The organism is Pseudoalteromonas sp. TAE56 (genome assembly GCF_000497955.1).
Taxonomy (GTDB): domain Bacteria; phylum Pseudomonadota; class Gammaproteobacteria; order Enterobacterales; family Alteromonadaceae; genus Pseudoalteromonas.
Genome location: NZ_AUTN01000019.1, coordinates 1 through 18,497 on the forward strand (window position 1 = coordinate 1; position 18,497 = coordinate 18,497).

The window sequence follows — 18,497 nt, forward strand, 5'->3', positions numbered from 1 at the left end:
GGCAGCCCTTGATTACCTAGCCGAAAAAAACCTAATAACGCTCGAAACCAAACGTATTACCCAAGTATACAAAGTGCATGGGGAGGTTATAAATAACCCAGAACTTGCCCAGCAACTACACGACTACTTTAGTGATAAAGAACAAGCCGAAATTAAACGTATAGCTGCACTGGTACGCTTTTTTGAGCTACAAAGTTGTTTAAGCTATAACTTAGCGCGCTATTTTGACGATCAAAACGCACCACAGCAATGTGGGCATTGTAGTGTGTGTAGAGGCCATGCGGTTAAGCTTGAATACTCTATAGAGCCTGCATATATTGACGAGCAACTTATTTATCAAAAGGTGGATGAGTTTTTAGCGCATATGGCAGACAAAGGTAATCATAATGTGGGTATTGAAACCCAATGCCGCTTTTTAGCGGGGATGAGTGTGCCATTATTTGCGCGTAATAAAGTGCGCCAATTGAGTGGTTTTGCACTGTGCGAGCAAATGCGTTACAGCGATATAAAAGCAAAACTACTAGCGCGTTAAATTAGTTACTGTATCCTAGTGGCTTATTCAAAAAAGTAAGCCACTATGCCTCATATTGTTATTCCTGTTGAAAATATTTCTACTACCCCAGAGCCTGTTACGTGTGCTAACTGCCAAGCCTGTTGTTGCCAATTAGAAGTGCGCATAGTAACCGACACCGGCGTGCCTTTTAACTACATTGAATACGATAAATGGGGCAGCGAAGTAATGAAACGCGCTGACGACGGTTGGTGCCAAGCACTCGACCGCAATACGCTTATGTGCTCTATTTACGAAAACCGCCCATTAGTTTGCCGCGAGTTTGAAATGGCCTCAGACGAGTGTATTACCGAACGCGATTTAGCGGGTATATAGTCCGCTATTATTAAAGTACATAAACATCAAAGGGGCTTAAAAGCCCCTTTGTTTATTACTTACTATAAAAATTAAACTTTAAAGTAGCTAATATACTTTTTAAGCGTGTTTGAAAGGTCAGCTAATGCAACGGCTTCTTGTGCGTTACTGTTAAGCGACATGCTGGTTTCTTTAGACATACTGGCAATTTCTTCCACGCCGGTACTAATTTGCGCCACGGTGGCTACTTGGTTTGATGTTGATTCAACAATTTCAAGCACGTTACTTAATGAATCGTTAGCTTGTTGCTGTATTTGATGCAGTAACTCGTTTGCCTCATGGGTAAGCGTTAGGCCATTTTCTACTTGCGGTACTGTGGTTTCCATAGCTGTTACCGACGCTTGCGTGTTTTCTTGCACTTGCAAAATCATCTTTTCAATGTCGCCTGTTGCATCACCAGTACGCTGGGCAAGTTGCCTTACCTCGTCAGCTACAACAGCAAAACCTCGGCCTGTTTCGCCTGCTCATGCAGCTTCTATTGCCGCATTTAGTGCAAGCAAGTTTGTTTGATCAGAAATGCTGCGGATCACACTTAAAATATCGCCAATGTGTTTTACATGTTCTTGCAGCACGTTTACTTGGGTAACTGTGGCTTTTACGGTTACAGAAATTTGCTCAATTTCGGCCGCTACTTTTTGCACTGCAATACTACCTTGCTGCGATAATTGCGCAGTTATTTTTGAGTTATCTTCTGTTTGTTTAACAGAGCCTGCAACTGCATTTATACTGCGGCTCATTTCTTCTAAGCTGCTTACTGCCGAGTTTGTATAGGTTACTTGTGCGTCAGCGGCACTAAGTGCTTGCTGCGAGCCAGACGCTACGCTTGCAGAGTGAGTAGAAAGCTCTTCAGATGAGTTAATAATGCTATCTACAATGGCTTTTAATTTAGATTGCATAACCCCTACAGAAGCCATCATGCTATTTGGGCAACACGACTGTACATCACCTCTTAAATCGCCTTGGGCAATAAGGGCAATTACTTCGGCGGCTTCTTGTGGTTCGCCACCTACTGACTTTCTGATCAGTTGGCTAATAACATACGCAACGCTTGCACCTATTAAAACTGCAAGCGCGGTGAGCGAAATCATCCAAATTTCAAATGAACTGGCAATATCGAGAGTATTAATAGTAGTGGTTTGATTTGCTTGCTCTTGCAGGTTTATAAATTGGTTTATAACATTTAGCCACTGGGTAAACGCAGGGCGCGCATCGGTTAATAAAATGCGTTTAGCTTCGTTTAGGTTTCCTTCATTTTTAGCGTTTATTATACCTTGAATGAAAGGCTGAGTGCGCTGCTCTATTTGATTTATTTTATTAATTAAAGCGCGCTCTTCACTATTCATATCACCCATTAGCTTAGCCATAGCGCGGCTTGACGTTTGGTAAAATGCGTTTAGCTCTTGTATGTTATTTAACACGGTACTTAAACTGCTTTGCTCGGTAATTAGCACTACGTCGCGCACGGCTATTGCTCTGTCGTGTACGCTGCCTCTGAAGTTAATTGCGTAACGTTGCTTTACCGAATTTACGTCGGTCATGTGGGTAATGTTATTATTAATAAGGCTAACGCGCGAAATTCCAATAATGGTTAAAATAATCATCATTGATAAAATTACGCCAAAGCCGGTCGTTAAACGCATGTTTATGGTCATGGTTGATCCCAAGGGTGAGTCAATACGCGCAAGAGCAGCTTGTATTATTAGTGAAAATACTTAAACAATAGCAGCATTATGCCTTATTAATTAAAGTTTTATTAGCAATAAGGTAGGTGATTGTTAATTTAGTTTACAAGCGTAACTTTGGCGGGGCATATTTTACAGGTATTAAAAAAGGAGCAAAATGCTCCTTAGTGTTATATAAAAATATTATATAAAGGTTTAGTCGTACTTTGCTTCTAGCTCATTAGCTGTATGAAACTTCTCATGGCTTTGTAATTGCTCGTCGTATTTTACGAGGTTTTTAAAGTGCGCTAATTGACCTGAGTTTTTAACTATTTCAACAATAAACGACATCATAAAGTCAGCGCCCGTTAGGGTATCGCCCACTAAATAACGTTTACCTTCTAGGCGGTCGTTAAAGTAGCTAATTACTTTAGCTGTTTCAGCGTCGGCATAGCCTTCTAAAAACTGTGTTTTAGCGCCGTCTTTTAGTACAAACATTTTAAGTAAAAGCGGTAAAATTGCTGAGCTTTCTGCAAAGTGCAGCCACTGTTGGTAGTCAACATATTCAGCGGTATCTACTTTTGGAGCAAATTTACCATTGCCGTATTTAGTAATAAGGTAGTCTGTAATAGCGCCTGATTCAGCAATAATTAAACCGCCGTCTTCAATTACCGGTGACTTACCAAGTTGATGAATATGCTTTAGTTCGTCAGGTGCTAGAAATGTGTCTTTATTACGCTGATAAGCCACAATTTCGTAGTCAACATCTAGTTCTTCTAAAAGCCAAATTATACGTTTAGAACGGGATTTATTTAAATGGTGTAGTTTAATCATGTCAGTCCTTTTTTGGCTTGTAAGGCAAAGCCCTTACAAGCCGTATAAAATTAAAGTGGGTTATTAATTTTAACCACAGTTTTACCAAAGTTTTTACCGCATATCATATCGTTGAACGCGTCTACTGTATTTTCGATGCCTTCTACCATGTGCTCACGGTATTGAATTTTTCCGTCTTGTAGCCATTTTTGCATGTCTTGTGCAAACTCGTCGTAACGGTCGCCGTAATCATCAAAAATGATAAAGCCTTGCATTTTAATACGCTTAGTAAGCAATTGACCCATTAGCATACCTAAACGGTCTGGGCCTTCTGGCAAGCTAGTTGCGTTATATTGCGATACTAAACCACACAATGGTACGCGCGCTGCGGTATTTAGTAATGGTAGTACGGCGTCGAATACTTTACCGCCCACATTTTCGTAGTAAACATCAATGCCTTTATCACAGGCTTTTTCTAACTGCTCTGCAAAGTCATCAGCTTTGTGATCAATACAGGCATCAAACCCTAGGTTTTCAACGGCGTGTGCACATTTTTCGCTACCACCAGCAACACCCACTACTTTACAGCCTTTAATTTTAGCTATTTGACCAACCGTTGCGCCTACAGGGCCTGTTGCTGCTGCAACAACTACGGTTTCGCCTTCTTTAGGCTGGCCAATATCAAGTAAACCCATGTAAGCAGTAAAGCCAGGCATACCCATAATACCTAATGCGTATGAAGGGTTTGCAGGCTCTTTACCTAACTGCATTAAGCCTTCGCCGTCGGTAATGGCGTAGTCTTGCCAACCTGTGTAGGCAAGTACCCATTCGCCTTCGTTAAACTTATCGTTTTTAGACTCTTCTACTTGGCACACTGTTGCGCCAACCATTACATCGCCAATATTAACAGGGTCAGCATACGACTTAGCATCGCTCATACGACCACGCATGTACGGGTCTAGCGATAGGTAAATAGTACGTAGTAAAACTTCGCCGTCTTTTAATGCAGGAAGCTCTACCGTTTTTAATTTAAAGTTTTCATCTTTTGGAGCGCCATTAGGGCGTGATTCAAGAGTAAGTTGGCGACTAGTCGTAGACATATAAGATCTCCTATTAATATAAATAAACTACTTACCGAATGTTTACGTTTTAAAAATCGTGTTCAGCTAAACAATAATGCGCGGCTAAGCAGTATGAATATGTACAATGCGTACCTTAATAAAGGAGTTTTGGGCGGGTGGTTGATAATTCAACCTTTGCGCAAATTTAATTAGAGTAATTAGTCTGCTTTGAGCTTACTAAATATATGATTGTTGTAAAATACCCCGTTTTTATAAATGGCCTGTTTAAGCACAGCCTCTTGCTCAAAGCCGCTCTTAGTAAGTGCTTTCATAGAGCCGGTATTACCAGCAAACACGGCACCAAAAATTCTGTTTAAGTGTGAGCTTGCAAACGCTTCATTGCATATAAGTTCAATAGCGCGAGTAATAATACCTTGCCCCCAATAGGCTTTATTAAGCCAATAACCAATTTCGCCACTGCGTTTGTATTCAAATTCGCCGGGAGTTATACCAATACAGCCCGCAAATTGCCCATTTACAACAATGGCCTTAATAATGCCGTTTTTTGAGCCTTGGCTTATCCACCAGTTTGCATCGGCTTGCGTATACGGAAACGGAATTTTTGACGATAAATAACGCGTTACCTGTTCATCATTTAAGGTGTTAATAATAAAAGGCGCGTCTTGGGCTTTAAACTCTCTGAGGGTGATCATATTTTTTCATAAATTTTTAGTATGCACACTAACTTAACAATCATTTAAGAGTTAAACAATCAGAACCTAAATTAAACGCTTTACGGCTATTACTTTGTTTTAAAGTCCTCTAATATAAGCAAAATATTACACCTATTTTAGATGCCATTATGCACCCTCACATTAAAGCGCTTTATAACAGCGCCCTAAAACCAAGCCGTTTAATTATTGGTTTAATGAGCGGCACCTCGTTGGATGGGCTTGATGTTGCACTGTGTAAAATAACGGGCGCGGGCTTAAATACTCACATTGAGGTTTTAAATTTTACCACCGTTGACTACAACGACGATTATAAAACTAAAATAAAGCAGGTATTTGCCAAACGAGAGTGCGATTTAGAGCTTGTAACTTTACTGCACCCGTGGGTAGGTAAACTCCATGGCGATATGGTTAACCAGTGCTTACATACTTGGCAAATAGACCCGGCAAGTATTGATGTAATAGCAAGTCACGGGCAAACCATTTACCACTGCCCGCAGTCGCAGCATAATCACAAAAGCTTTACTAATGGCACCTTACAAATTGGCGATAGCGACCAAATAGCCGTTACTACGGGTATTACAACCATTGGTGATTTTAGGCAAAAACACATAGCCGCAGGAGGCGAGGGCGCACCACTTGCTGTGTATGGCGATTATTTGTATTTTTCGAGCGCTGTGGAGAGTCGGATTTTGCTAAATATGGGCGGCATAGCTAACTTAACGTTTTTACCCAAAAATGGTGATGCAAACCGTGTGTTTAGCTCCGACATTGGCCCCGGTAATACCATTATGGATGCCTACGTACAGCAACATTTTAAAGATATGCATTATGACGATGGCGCAAAAATAGCTAAAGCAGGCAAGGTAAATACACCATTATTAAATGCATTGTGTAATAACGCATTTTTTAAACTCCCAATGCCTAAAACCACAGGGCCTGAGGTATTTAACTTAGCGTATTTAAACACCGCACAGCAGCTTACAAATACACAGCACTTAAGCCATGAAGATGTAATGGCCACCTTAAATACCTTTACAGCAACCGCTATAGCAAATGCATTAAACGAGTGTGCAGAGCGCGCACAAAATTGTGTGGTGTATGCAAGTGGTGGGGGTATTCATAACCCATTACTAATGGCGCAACTTACAACGCTTTGCCCACGTATTAAGGCTTTTAAAAATACCGACGATTTAGGTATTAACCCTGATGCAAAAGAGGCTGTGTTATTTGCTATTTTAGCAAACGAATGCCTAGCCGGAGAGCAGCAACACCTAAGTAACACCGCACAAGGTATTGCGGGAGTTACTATGGGTAAAGTGAGTTTTGCAGACTAGGGCGTGTTGACCTTTGTGGATTGAAATTTGTTCAATCTAGAGGCGGTTAAATCGCGGCGCGAGGTTTGTAACCTAGTGGGCTCGATAACTGCTCCTGCGTTATTCTAATGGCTTACATCCATGTAAGAATAAGTAAAAACCGAGCAAAGCTTCCGCGTCCTGCTCACGCCCCTTACCTACATCCATGTGGGCAACAAAGAGTTAATCGTCCCTAGAAAGGACCCAAAGGGCAGTGCATGTTTGGTATTTATACTGCGTTATCGCCTATTTATGGGGAGTAACCACACTACATAGGCTCTGCCTTGCCTAAAAACCAAACATACTGCTGTAAATTCACCCACCAAAGTTCAACACGCCCTAACAACTTATAAGTAGTGTCGCGTAATTTAAGTGCAGTTTGCATTAAAACAGCGATAAAAACGTAGAGCCCATACTTGCAAAGTAGCTACGAACGCCCTGTGACTTGGTATGTTCAGTTTTTATTTGCTCAGGAATATAGCCTTGCTCAAATGCTTTAATGTACACATCGAGTTGCTGGCTTTCTTTTAAGGTCGTGTTTTTTCCGTGCAGCATCATTTGCACTACAAAACACTGGCTTTGTGTAATGTTACTTAAAGTAAGATTTACAGTACCAGATTCAAGGTCTGCATTGCTCAGCGTTTTTTCAGTAAAATACTGCGCCCCACGCGCACTGGGCTGCGTTGCACTTAGTGAAATAACATCGCTCTCATTTGCGCCATCAGGCAACACACACTGCAGCGTAATGTTATGCGCAGCATTGGCTTTTAGCGATAGCTTTTCATATTCCATAGCGTGGCTCATCGCCGCAGACATAGAATCATCAAATGATTGCAGTGCAAATGTTAGTTGCACTAAGGGTGTACTCATCTTACTTAATCTTCTTGAGTCTATTCATTTATCGGATAGAGATTATCGCGGATCAAAGTTACAGATTTATGACTAATTGCATTATTTAGTACAATTATTGAGTAGTTTGATCAAAGAGGATCTTTTTGTTTTCGTGTTCAAATAAAACTAACGAAGCACGTTTTTTTATTGCCTCCAATTTTTACAGAGTTAATTAACAAACTTAGTATTAGCGATCTCTTACATAATTTGTTAAAACCAACTCAAGAAATTATTAACTCATTACACAAGGACGTTAAATATGGGAAGCTATAGTAAGAGCATATCAAAGCGATTTGAGCATACAAAAATTCAAGCTGGGTTTTGCTTGATTTGCGGTATTTACGGCCGGCTTTCTCAAGACCATGTACCTCCAAAAGGTGCGATAACAATAACTAAGGTTGAGCAGCGTCATATTACAGAGTTGATGGAGGTTGAAGCATCAAGAGTTAAAGGCGTACATTCACCAAATGGTAGTAAGTTCAAAACTATTTGTCATAATTGTAATAATACTCACCTAGGTGGTAACGATGATGAAGTGGCTAGGGTCTGTAAATCTCTAACATTGCAAATAAAGGATTATTTCTTTCATAGTGGCAGCCCATACACACTTATCAATACAAATATTGATGCTAAAAAGTTTTCAAGGGCAATGATTGGTCATGTTCTGGCCGCAACTTCGGTTAAAGAATGTAAAGATGAGCCACAGTATTCGCCTTATTTTCAGCCACTAAAAAATTTTGTTCTTGGCGAAGATAGCGCTATTGATGATACTCACGATATATATTATTGGTATTACCCTTATAATAAACATTTAAGCGCGAAGTGTGTTGGATTTTATAACAATGGAAATATTTCTACTGTCAGTTTATTAAGCTTTTTTCCAATCGCATTTATGGTAACTAAGAAAAATGAAGGTATATATCCAGCTCATGCACGGAAACTAATATTAACCGATAGGAAAATATGTCTAGATTTAAACTCAAGGGGTTACGAGTTTGCAGAATTCCCATTTCATGGATTAAAGGGTAACCAGATGATGGCATTAGCCGACTATCAAACAATAGTCAGTTACCCAATTGGGCAGTAATCATCAGTAATATCTTCATCACTCAATATTGATAGCGAATGAAAGACAATCTAGACGTTATCTTAAATCTTGGACTTTAAGTAGTTACAAAGTAGTCTTTTTATTACGACAAAAAAGCAGATACCTAATTAGTATCTGCTTTTTAATTTTAAAACCACTGCGTTAAGTGCTGCGGTCTTTAATACTTACTTAAACCTATTTAATTAAGCTTGAGGTTTAATTAAGTACTTTTCGCCGGTAGCTTGTTTAGAATAAGCCGCGATTGACTGTAAATGTAATACCTCAGCTAATGACACTTCGTGCGTGTAGTTGCTCGCAAATGTAGTGGTGATTTCATCAGCAACGCGTTTGCGCATTTTCATTACTGTATCTGTGCCTAATTTACCTAAGGCATTAAATAACAAGAACCCGTTTACAGCCCATGCAAAACCAAAGTTACGGTTTAGTGTAATAGGGCCGCGGTCTAGTGCGCCATAAATGTACACTTGTTTAAATGTATCAGAGCCATAAATTGTGTGCTCTTTCATATCGCGCGCAGCTGCAACTTCCATACAGTTAAGAATGTCACTTGTTAGTTGGCCGCCACCAATAGGGTCAAACGCTATAGTTGCACCGGTTTCGATTATTGCAGCTGTTAGGTCAGCAAGAAAAGTGTCGCTGCTTGAGTTAACAATATATTTTGCACCCATATCGCGCAGTAATTTTTCTTGTTCTGGTTTGCGAACAATATTAATTAAATCAACGCCATCGGCAATACAAATACGGTTTAGCATTTGGCCAAGGTTAGAGGCCGCTGCGGCGTGAATAATGGCTTTATGGCCTTCAGCGCGCATGGTTTCTACCATTGCTAGTGCGGTAAGTGGGTTAACAAAAGATGATGCACCTTCTTTAGCAGTAGTCCCTTCTTTTAGCTCTAGGCAACTTTGTACATTGGCACATATAAATTGACGATACGTACCGCCGCCAATTACTGCAACGGTTTTACCCATTAATGCTTGTGCAGCAGGTGATGACCCCGCAGCTACTACGGTGCCTGCGCCTTCATTACCTACAGGGGTTGCTTTTCCAACACGAGTTTTAAGTGATGGCATAAATTGAGCTGGAACATCGGCAGTAATTACTGGATTTTCATCAGTACCCGATTGCTTTGCAGTAGACATATCAGCTGCGCTGAATAAAACGCCTAAGTCTGATGGGTTTAATGGTGCAGCTTCAATACGAATAACCACTTCATCGGCATTTGGCTTTGGCATGTCGATGTTTTTTAAAGCAAGTGTTAGTTTATTGTCTTCGCTGATAGTTGAAGTAAGTTGAATATTTTTATTTGTCATAGGTTTTTCCTGCAAAGAATTAAATTTGTTAAGCCAATAGCATTATTGTATTGGCGATCTGTCTTAGTAATTAAAAATTAGAATAGATACTTTTATAGCTACGCGTTATTTAGCGTTTGCTGCTTGAATTTGCGCTTTCACTTTTTGCATAAATTCAGCCATATTTGATTGCCGATCGGCCTCTATGCTTTGGGTAATGGCTAATTGGCTCATTGATTCGTTCCACTCTTTCATGCCGGGTACTTGTGCAAGTACATCCCAATCAAGCTGGCTTGAGCCAAAGGCGCTAACTATGGTGTTTACGTAATAAACGTAAATGTCTGCCATTGTAAATTGCTCGCCTGCAATCCAAGGTGAAAACTTACACACGCTACTCAAAGCGGTTACGCCACGCGTTAATACTTGGCGTACTTCGCCTTTAGTTGTGTCGGTTACTTCAGCGCCTGAAAATACATAAGGGATGAACCGTCTGCTCGGCAGTTCAAAATAGAGCTCTGCCATTTTCATAATTTGACGTACAACTGCGCGCTCACCTGCATCTTTAGGATATAGCGGGGTTTGTGGGTACGACTCTTCAATAAAGTCGCAAATAACACTCGACTCAGAAATATTAAGGCCGCTAGCTGTTGTGATTGCAGGCACTTTGCCTGTAGGGCTGGTTGCTAATAACTCTTCGCTACCGCCGTAAACAAGGTGTTCTTTAAATGGCAGTTGTTTGTGTAAAAGTACATGTTTAACTAGGTTGTAATAGTTGCTAGCAGCAAAACCGTGCAAAGTAATCATAAGTCAGCTTTCCATCATTAACGTGAAGATACTCATTGCCAAAAAATGCAATTTAAGTCCCTGTCTTTAGGTTGAGTACATTATTACTTGTTTTAATTTGCTTATATATAGGGGAAAATGCGAATCACTTTTGTCTTTAAGACAATAAAGCATTTTATTTAATGGAGAGGCAACTTGGATCAACTAAAAGCCATACGGTATTTTATTAAGGTGGTTGAAACGGGCAGTTTTACCAAAGCCGCCAAAGGTTTTGATGTGCCGCCTTCGTCGTTGTCGAGGCGAGTTGCTGATTTAGAAAAAAGCCTAGGGGCTACGCTTTTAAAGCGTTCGACCCGCATAGTTAAATTGACCGAAGTTGGGCAAATTTACTATAACGATGTTCAGCAAATATTAAATCAGCTAGAGCAAAGCCACGAAACTGTACGCAGTTATCAAACAACACCAATGGGGCGATTATGTATAAGCTCAATGGTAAGTTTTGGTGACAAAATATTACTGCCTCTGCTTGATGAATTTAGCGCGCTATACCCCGAAATTATATTAGATGTTAGCTTAAGTGATGAGCTGTCGACACTTGGGCGTGACGATGTTGATATTGCGATTCGCGGTGGCTATGCGCCAAATGAGCGCGTGCTAGCAATAAAACTAATGGATAACGGCTTTATTCCTGTTGCGTCACCCTGCTATTTACAAAAATACGGTGTACCTACTAATGTTATGGAATTAAAGGGCCACAGTGGCCTTTATTTTAAAACGCCAGCGGGGCCAACGCCTTGGTTATGTAAAGTGGATGAGCAATGGCACGACGTTTCTGGGCCTGCGGTCGCTATTTCAAATAACGGATCGTGGCTGGCTAAAAAAGCGTGTAATGGCGAGGGCATTTTAATGTCAACTCGATGGGCGCTCGACTCATACCTTGAGTCTGGCCAGTTGCAAGAGCTTAAGTTTGAGCATGAGTTAGCAATAACGCAAAACACCAATATGGCCGTTTATCTGTTGTACCAAAAGCAGCGCTATTTAGTGCCTAAGGTAAAAGCGGCGGTCGACTTTTTAGTACAAAGAATAAAAAGCTAGATAAATTTTATATTTTTGTTCTCCAGTAATTGCTTTTAATATCATAGAAGAGGAGTTAAAAATTCCTAAATAGTATAAATTCAATGCTTAATAAATAAGCTCGTTTTGACTTTAAAGGAATATTTATATTCCCCTAGTTTAATTTCAAATGTATTTAGGGTGGGCTATGAAAATAAATTTTTCTTGGCGAATTCAGTTTGGTCGCATTGTACCAATATGCTCTTGTGAAAATGTAAACAGTAATGGTAAGAGTGTATTGTTAAGTCTTTTATTAGATGATGGTGGGTTACATTACAGTGAAACTATTTTTTGGATTGATGAAGGAATAAAGAGAATAAACTCTGTTTTAGCAAGTGAATGTAGCTTTCTTGACTGGAACCGCGAAAGATGGGGAACTGAATTCACGCTACACAATGCACAAGTATATTCTTTACTAGACGATAGCTATTTTCAAAATATATCTACGCAGCAGCTTAAAGAAGCTCTTGGCGCGTGGAAGTTATTCTTAGAGTCAACCCCTGATCTACAAAAAAACATTGAAATAAAATTATAAAAGACAAGTTTAATCAGTATGTTAAGCGGTATCAGCTGGCTTAATGTTTAGTTATTGGGAGAAGTACGTATGGTGCCATTTGGTTTAAGTTCAGAGCAGTTTAAAGCTAAGTTTTTAGTTTCATTAGAAAAGATATCACCTTGTTTTATTCGCGAGCTCAAGAAGTTGTTTACAGTTTCAATTCCTGAATCTGTTTTAGGTGCTGAGATTCAAATATTTCTAGGTGATGATTGTATGGAGACTCCTTCAGCTTGGATATATTACGAAGGAAAACAAAAAAAGATAAATAGCACTGATGCTTCAATATTTTCTGGTAAATCAGTGGAGTTACTTTCGGGTGATTATGCTATACCTCATTTTGATGAGAAATATTATATCAATGAAGAGTTCAACGCGGGTTACTTAATTGCTAATCTAACAAAACAATGGCTGGCTGAGAGCTGGTGGAAGGCTGGAGGCTGGGATTATCCTATTCCAGTATTAGTTATGGTTCATGATGATTATGGTGATGGTTCGTCGATTAAGTTGTCTGCAGTTTGCTAATAAATAAAAAGAATACCCTATAACCCCACAAAAATATCTTTCGAGTAAGGACTACCGAGTAAATATGTTGACTATACATTCTCAGATACAAAAAAATATAGATTTAATTCGTGACCCTAATTTTGGTGTTGTTCAAAAAGGTGTACCTAATAAAAAAAATAAAGCAACAGTAAGAAACATTCATGCGCAATGGAAAAAATTAATAGCAGAACAGCAAGCAACCATTAAAAGGCAATATGATCGAGGGCTCATTGATTGGCCAGAATGTCGTAGTTTAATGAGGGCTGATTTTAGCATTGAAGATGAAATATACAGCGCAATGATGAATTGGCTTTCAACCATAGATTTATCTGACACACTTGAGGTTGAGTACCTTGCTACGTTTATTGAGACTGTAAGTAGCTCAGATTATTCGCCAAATGCTTTGGTGTTATTAAAATATCACCAAACTATACTAACTAAAATAAAAGAACTTATTGAACACCAACGGGTACATCAGCAAAATACAAAAATTAACTTAGTTGTTTCAGGTTTAATAGAGCTATATTTTTATCTTTCAGTAGGCAGTTACACTCCAGATTTTATCAAGCGGTATGAACTCAATGAAGTTGATATAGCGCTATTGCTTCCTTCTTTTTATCGAGCATTTCCAGATGAAGATAGTAATTTGATAATGGGTATTTTTGAAGAGTTTCACCCAGATGTTATAAACGAGTTTACTCAGCTATTACATTCGAGCATTGTTAGGCATGCTAGAAATAGCAGTTACGGCTGGATGCATTCAGAACTACTAAGTATGCTTGCAAAGCCTGCAGATGTGTTTTATAAAAACGCACCTCTGATTTTTAAAAGCCTGATTAATGACTTTGATTTTTCTGATATTGAGATGGATTATTTAATTGAAAATTTAATACTATGCCCGCTTGGGATTGAAGGTAAAAAAACACAACAAGCACATATTCAAGAACACCTAAATCAAATTAAAGCAAAGGGCGCAAAACAAAGTATAATTAACGATTATCAACAAAAATTAGATAATATAGATGCAGTTAGCCAAGAAAAATACAACAAAAATATTAAAACGGCTCTGCGTAGAATTACCGTTTCAGCCCCTACTCGAAAAAGCTTAGACATATTACTTAAAGCCACTACCGATAAAGCTAAAGTGACACACTTAAAATCGTTACTTTTAGAAGCTGATGCTTTAAAAAACACACCTAAATTGTTTAATATTAATAATAAACCAACCATTTTATTTCGTGATTTTAATTTTAAGTTACTCGTTATTGAAGAGCTGATGTATCGACAAGAGATCCTCTTACCAAAGTTTGATTTAGATTTATTTGCCAAAGAGTATATAAAACGCGAAATTGATCGAGAAGAAGATGGATATGAGTGCATTGCTGAAGTTAAAAAGTACTTTAAAAACGTAGAAATACCGATGACTTTACTCGAAAAAGTAACGCAGCTTTATCAAGACAGTGGTTTGGGTGGAGGGGCTGTATTTTTAGAACACATGCATCCATTTTGGGATCCCGGAATGGGAGATGAAGTACCCAAAGTAACGAACAAAGCAATTGATGATTTAGCTTTACTACCTAATCTTACTAAAATAATTGGTTTAGAAAATAGCGAGCCGAGTAAAAAATTATTAAATGCCTTAGCTGAGCAAAATATTGTGTTGGAAGAAGAGGGTTAATTTAGATTGCTCCCTAAAAGCAGACCATTATTATTTGAATTTAAGTATTAATTTTTTCTGCTTTTAGCTTAATTAACTGTAGCTAAAGCTTCTAGCCAAATGACCGATACATTACTTAATAGGGTTAAGCGGTTAAGGATAATCATGGTTAATAATACACTCGCCAGCCAGGCTAATTTGAGCACTTTGCTTTCCCAATCAGTTAATAATACGGATCATACCTCTTTGGCTGCGCTAGAAAATAGCGGCGACCTTCAAGCTATAAATGATTTACAAACTAACGCGCCAAAAATAACCGATGGGTTATTAAGCCAGTTAAATAATGAAACTCTTGATGAAGCACTAGCCAGTAATCAAAAGGTCGAGGACGTTTTAAAGCAGCAACTTACCTCGTTATTTACTATTTCAAGCACGCCCAGCATGCTTAACTATAAACTCTCCGATGAAGAACTCGCCCTGCGCACCGTAATAAGCTCTCAGCATGAGGGGTTATTAAAAAACGAAAGCAGCACCCAATTAATTGAACGATTAAATACATCAGTTAAAAATATTCAGGGTGCTTATGCTAATACCAGCGATATTTTATCGAGTTTAGGTCAGCTTGGGCATGAGCAAAAAACGTTTTTAGCCTCAAGCCAGCAACGTGTAGAGCGCTCGCTTAATCCTTACATGGAAAGCCTTAATCGAGCAAAATACGAGGATGACGATAACTACCTGTTTGAGCTCTCGGTAAAAACTAAAGAGGGCGATGTTATAAACATTACCTTTAACTCATCGCAAGGTTATGACGAAGAAACTGGTGAAGCGATAGATGGCTTTGGCATAAGTTACGAAGTTAATGGCAATTTATCTGAGGCTGAACATGGCGCTTTAACGCAGGTTATGGTGGGTGTTGGCGAAATGGCTGATGAGTTTTTTAAAGTGAGTGAAAATTCATTCAATCCTCTTATAGTGCCAAACCAAGCAGACATGAGCTTAGACTTTTTAGCGGGCTTTAATAGTGAACAGTTAGCCGGTTTTAATGTGTCGTTTTCAACAACGCAAAACGATGCGCTTGATACAGGAGAGAACACGCTTGATTTAAGTTACTCCATTGATGAAGCATCAAACCAGCAAGCACTTGTGTTTAAAGCCGCAGGTGGGCAAAACGACATTGATTTTGCACTCGATATGTCAACCATTGGCGCTAAAGACACGCAGCAAATGCAGCAGTATTTAGCGTCGCTCGATCAAAGCTTAGAAGATAGTCGAGTTAATAGTAGTGAGGACGATAAAAAATCGGCATTTGGCCGCAAAGGCGATGAGGCAATGCAACAAGGTTTTGCATTGTTTAAAGGCGCTTTTGCGAGTATGTCAGCGGCGGCTGAGCGTTATAGCAATTTGGAGTCGCTTGCAGATCAGCACTTTAATGACGGGCGCGCTATGGTTGCCGATTTGGTTGATAACATGATTACAAACGATGCCCGTTACCAAGGGCTTAGTAATAAAGCGCCAAATACATTGGGTGCGGGGATTTCTAAGCTCGCTGATTTTGATGCTACATTTTCTTATGCGCTTGATAACGGTGATTATCAACCTAAAAGTACAATTGAGCTAAGCCAAGCGACAGAGCAAAGCCAATTAGGGGAGCTTAGCGGTGTAACGCAAAGTAAAAATGTGAGTAGCCACTTTGATTATCAATATAGTCGCCCTGATTACTACAACAAAGAAGAGAGTTATAACGTAAACACCGCCGTTAAAAATAAAGAACTTGTGGGGCTTGATCAGTCTCACAAGGTTGATGTTGATACAAAAATGTTTGAGTTTAATCCGCAAACTAATCAATACGAGCTGCAAATTGCGATGCAAGAACAAACCGTTAGTAAAAGCAACATTCGCTTAATTGACGATATTTGGCTTGAAGAAAACGAAAACAGCTACAACATGAATAAAAAAGAGCGTGTTGAGAGTGACGAAAAGCAAGACGAGTTTAAAAAAACAAGCAGCTATTCTCATAATAAACTAGTTACCCTAATTGGTGATTTAGATAAGCTAGCTGAGAATAAAAACGTAAGGCGAGAATATTTAACTAACTTATCGCAAGTTAACTTTTTTATGGATAAAAAGTAACGGTTTTGAGTTGTTCACTCCACACTCAATATTGGGTATAGTCGTTTAATACCTAAATTAATACCTAAATTAATACCTAAATTAAGAGCAACCTTATGTTTAAACAATTAATTTTACTGTGCGCTTTAAGCATGCCGCTTGTAAGCTGCGCTGCTACAGCGCCATTTTCGGGCGAGATAAGTACGCAAGCACTGCTAAGCGACTACGACAAATTTAACGAACAATACAAGGCGTATACACCAACAGCACAAGACATTTCATTAATGCAAAAACTAGAAGGCAAAGAGCTAATTGTATTATTTGGTACATGGTGTCACGACAGTGAGCGCGAAGTGCCAAAGCTTATTAAGTTGCTAGATGAATCTAAAGTTACACTTGCAAGCATTGACTATGTGGCCGTAGGTTACAACAAGCAAGACGATGCAGGCATTGCACAGGCTCACGACTTACAATACACACCTACGTTTATTGTTAAACAAACTGGCAAAGAGTTGGTACGCGTAATTGAAAAGCCAACGGGTACGTTAGCGCAAGACTTAACTCAGGGTTTGTAAGGTCTATTCTTATGTTATGGCAATTCAATTAAAAGGATGTATAAAGGTTGGTTTTCTGTGATTTGTTGCTAATTATAGCCTGTCATTTAATGTCAATTAGGTAAGCGTTTTGTGAGCATCAACCCGCGATTTTATTTATAATTAATATGGATATTTATGAAGTGCAAAAAGTGTAAATCAGGAATTACCTCCCCAATAATTAAAACGACAAATATTAACGGGACTCCAATCGCGTCATCATCTTGCCCAGTCTGCGGTGAAAATTTAGATGGTTCAAAAAGATATTGGGTTTTATTAATTATTTTACTTATCGGCATTGGTGTGGCATCAAGGTATTTTTCTTAACTCTAGTTATATTACCTACACATGTGAATGAGCAAGACTTTGGTTTTGATTATTAGTCTTTTATTTTATCCGACTGATTTAGTCTTTTACATAAAAGTTATGTGACTTATGAAATTAATGCGAACTGAAAAAGTTCAATTGTGGTTTATGATAAATGCCAACAAATTGTATGTAGCTGCCGCTGTTTTTGGTGCTATTTTTGTCTTGATTTGGGGGGATGCTTCTCAATGGAAATACGAGGAAGATAAAAATCACTTCAGCACCTTTTTTTCATCCATTGATAGCCGAATTAGTTTTGTAAGGCATGGTTATTCAGGTACCAGTTTAAGAGTTGTTGTGAATTTTGATGCCGAAGGGCTCACTCTGTATGAAATCAAAAATATAACTCCAAAATATAAACATTTGATTCTTGAGCGCATTTGCAATGATTTAGAGAGTTTGAAAGTTTTAGAAGACGGCTACTATTTTGATGTGGATTTAAGGGATACCAGCTCTGAACACATGTTTAAAAATTATTTTAATTTAATAGTAAAGCATGAAAGGTGTATCACGTAACACAATTGAGTTTTAACTTAGCTAATAGGTATTAGAAAGACTGAAGGGCTCAAATTTTGACTTTAAAGATTAAACTTTATGTAAATTTGCTACTGGTGCCTTAATACTAACAGATTGCGAGCACTACTCACTAAACAAGCTTTTTGCAAATGCTTGCGCAGCATGCGAAGACGGTCTGTCTTTATAATGCAGTTGATAAAGTGGCCGAGAGAGTTGCTCGTTATTTTTTTGGCTCAGGCGTGTTAATTTGCCTAGCTGGACTAAATCTTCTGTGACTACATTTGGCAATAAAGCGACCCCCATACCTTGAGCGACAGCCCTTGCTATGGCTTCGTTGCTGCCCAATTGCATACTGCGCTCTGCTATTACGCCATGTTGGGCTAATAACTTAACCGACATTTCTAAAGTACCCGAGCCCGGCTCGCGC

At 39.0% G+C, this 18,497-nt stretch carries 18 protein-coding genes and 1 pseudogene; 11 read left to right on the forward strand and 8 right to left on the reverse strand.

Annotated features, from left to right (window positions below):
- Together L656_RS0100630 and L656_RS0100635 are read left to right on the forward strand one after the other, a co-directional pair.
- The coding region (locus L656_RS0100630) for a RecQ family zinc-binding domain-containing protein (RefSeq protein WP_029750557.1) at positions 1-532 on the forward strand (532 nt) is incomplete at its 5' end.
- 45 nt (positions 533-577) lie between these two features.
- Positions 578-886 (forward strand): YkgJ family cysteine cluster protein, encoded by a 309-nt coding sequence (locus tag L656_RS0100635; RefSeq protein WP_002962790.1) that lies wholly within the window; start codon positions 578-580, stop codon positions 884-886.
- Positions 887-957: 71 nt separating this feature from the next.
- Here the strand turns inward: L656_RS0100635 and L656_RS01000000121760 are convergent.
- The 4 genes and pseudogenes from L656_RS01000000121760 to L656_RS0100655 all read right to left on the reverse strand — a co-directional run bounded on the left by L656_RS01000000121760 (position 958) and on the right by L656_RS0100655 (position 5,173).
- A pseudogene (locus L656_RS01000000121760) lies at positions 958-2,577 on the reverse strand (methyl-accepting chemotaxis protein).
- A 225-nt stretch (positions 2,578-2,802) separates the two neighbouring features.
- A complete protein-coding gene (locus tag L656_RS0100645; protein WP_024597791.1) occupies positions 2,803-3,420 on the reverse strand; it encodes a glutathione S-transferase family protein in 618 nt (205 codons plus the stop codon).
- Between the two features lie 50 nt (positions 3,421-3,470).
- Positions 3,471-4,499 (reverse strand): NADP-dependent oxidoreductase, encoded by a 1,029-nt coding sequence (locus L656_RS0100650; protein WP_024597792.1) that lies wholly within the window; start codon positions 4,497-4,499, stop codon positions 3,471-3,473.
- A 179-nt stretch (positions 4,500-4,678) separates the two neighbouring features.
- Complete coding sequence (locus L656_RS0100655) at positions 4,679-5,173, reverse strand: GNAT family N-acetyltransferase (RefSeq protein ID WP_024597793.1); 495 nt, start codon at positions 5,171-5,173, stop codon at positions 4,679-4,681.
- Between the two features lie 149 nt (positions 5,174-5,322).
- Here L656_RS0100655 and L656_RS0100660 point away from each other — a divergent pair, with 149 nt between their 5' ends.
- Entirely contained in the window at positions 5,323-6,528 is a 1,206-nt protein-coding gene (locus tag L656_RS0100660) for an anhydro-N-acetylmuramic acid kinase (RefSeq protein WP_024597794.1), read from the forward strand.
- A 402-nt stretch (positions 6,529-6,930) separates the two neighbouring features.
- Here the strand turns inward: L656_RS0100660 and L656_RS0100670 are convergent, their stop codons facing one another.
- On the reverse strand, positions 6,931-7,416 hold the full coding sequence (locus L656_RS0100670; protein WP_010554987.1) for a hypothetical protein: 486 nt from the start codon (positions 7,414-7,416) through the stop codon (positions 6,931-6,933).
- A gap of 280 nt (positions 7,417-7,696) precedes the next feature.
- Between L656_RS0100670 and L656_RS0100675 the strand changes: the two genes are divergently transcribed.
- Positions 7,697-8,524 (forward strand): hypothetical protein, encoded by an 828-nt coding sequence (locus L656_RS0100675; RefSeq protein ID WP_024597795.1) that lies wholly within the window; start codon positions 7,697-7,699, stop codon positions 8,522-8,524.
- 203 nt (positions 8,525-8,727) lie between these two features.
- Here L656_RS0100675 and L656_RS0100680 read toward each other — a convergent pair whose 3' ends face one another.
- Positions 8,728-9,855, reverse strand: a complete 1,128-nt coding sequence (locus L656_RS0100680) for a zinc-binding dehydrogenase (RefSeq protein WP_024597796.1) — start codon at positions 9,853-9,855, stop codon at positions 8,728-8,730.
- A gap of 105 nt (positions 9,856-9,960) precedes the next feature.
- Positions 9,961-10,638 carry a glutathione S-transferase family protein gene (locus L656_RS0100685; protein ID WP_024597797.1) on the reverse strand — a complete coding sequence of 226 codons (678 nt, stop codon included), beginning with the start codon at positions 10,636-10,638 and terminating at the stop codon, positions 9,961-9,963.
- Between the two features lie 174 nt (positions 10,639-10,812).
- Here L656_RS0100685 and L656_RS0100690 point away from each other — a divergent pair, with 174 nt between their 5' ends.
- From L656_RS0100690 to L656_RS0100725, 7 genes are all read left to right on the forward strand, one after another.
- Positions 10,813-11,712, forward strand: a complete 900-nt coding sequence (locus L656_RS0100690) for a LysR family transcriptional regulator (RefSeq protein ID WP_029750558.1) — start codon at positions 10,813-10,815, stop codon at positions 11,710-11,712.
- A gap of 166 nt (positions 11,713-11,878) precedes the next feature.
- Positions 11,879-12,265, forward strand: a complete 387-nt coding sequence (locus L656_RS01000000121765; RefSeq protein WP_033036383.1) for a hypothetical protein — start codon at positions 11,879-11,881, stop codon at positions 12,263-12,265.
- A 69-nt stretch (positions 12,266-12,334) separates the two neighbouring features.
- On the forward strand, positions 12,335-12,808 hold the full coding sequence (locus tag L656_RS0100700) for a hypothetical protein (RefSeq protein ID WP_024597799.1): 474 nt from the start codon (positions 12,335-12,337) through the stop codon (positions 12,806-12,808).
- A gap of 64 nt (positions 12,809-12,872) precedes the next feature.
- Positions 12,873-14,507 (forward strand): DUF6892 domain-containing protein, encoded by a 1,635-nt coding sequence (locus tag L656_RS1000000122560; protein WP_024597800.1) that lies wholly within the window; start codon positions 12,873-12,875, stop codon positions 14,505-14,507.
- A 144-nt stretch (positions 14,508-14,651) separates the two neighbouring features.
- Positions 14,652-16,616 (forward strand): hypothetical protein, encoded by a 1,965-nt coding sequence (locus L656_RS0100710; RefSeq protein WP_024597801.1) that lies wholly within the window; start codon positions 14,652-14,654, stop codon positions 16,614-16,616.
- Positions 16,617-16,711: 95 nt separating this feature from the next.
- Positions 16,712-17,170 (forward strand): thioredoxin family protein, encoded by a 459-nt coding sequence (locus L656_RS0100715; RefSeq protein ID WP_024597802.1) that lies wholly within the window; start codon positions 16,712-16,714, stop codon positions 17,168-17,170.
- A 453-nt stretch (positions 17,171-17,623) separates the two neighbouring features.
- Entirely contained in the window at positions 17,624-18,070 is a 447-nt protein-coding gene (locus tag L656_RS0100725) for a hypothetical protein (RefSeq protein WP_024597804.1), read from the forward strand.
- A 123-nt stretch (positions 18,071-18,193) separates the two neighbouring features.
- On the opposite strand, the gene L656_RS0100730 is transcribed toward L656_RS0100725, so the two are convergent.
- On the reverse strand, positions 18,194-18,497 hold a 304-nt coding region (locus L656_RS0100730), incomplete at its 5' end, for a LysR substrate-binding domain-containing protein (protein WP_024597805.1).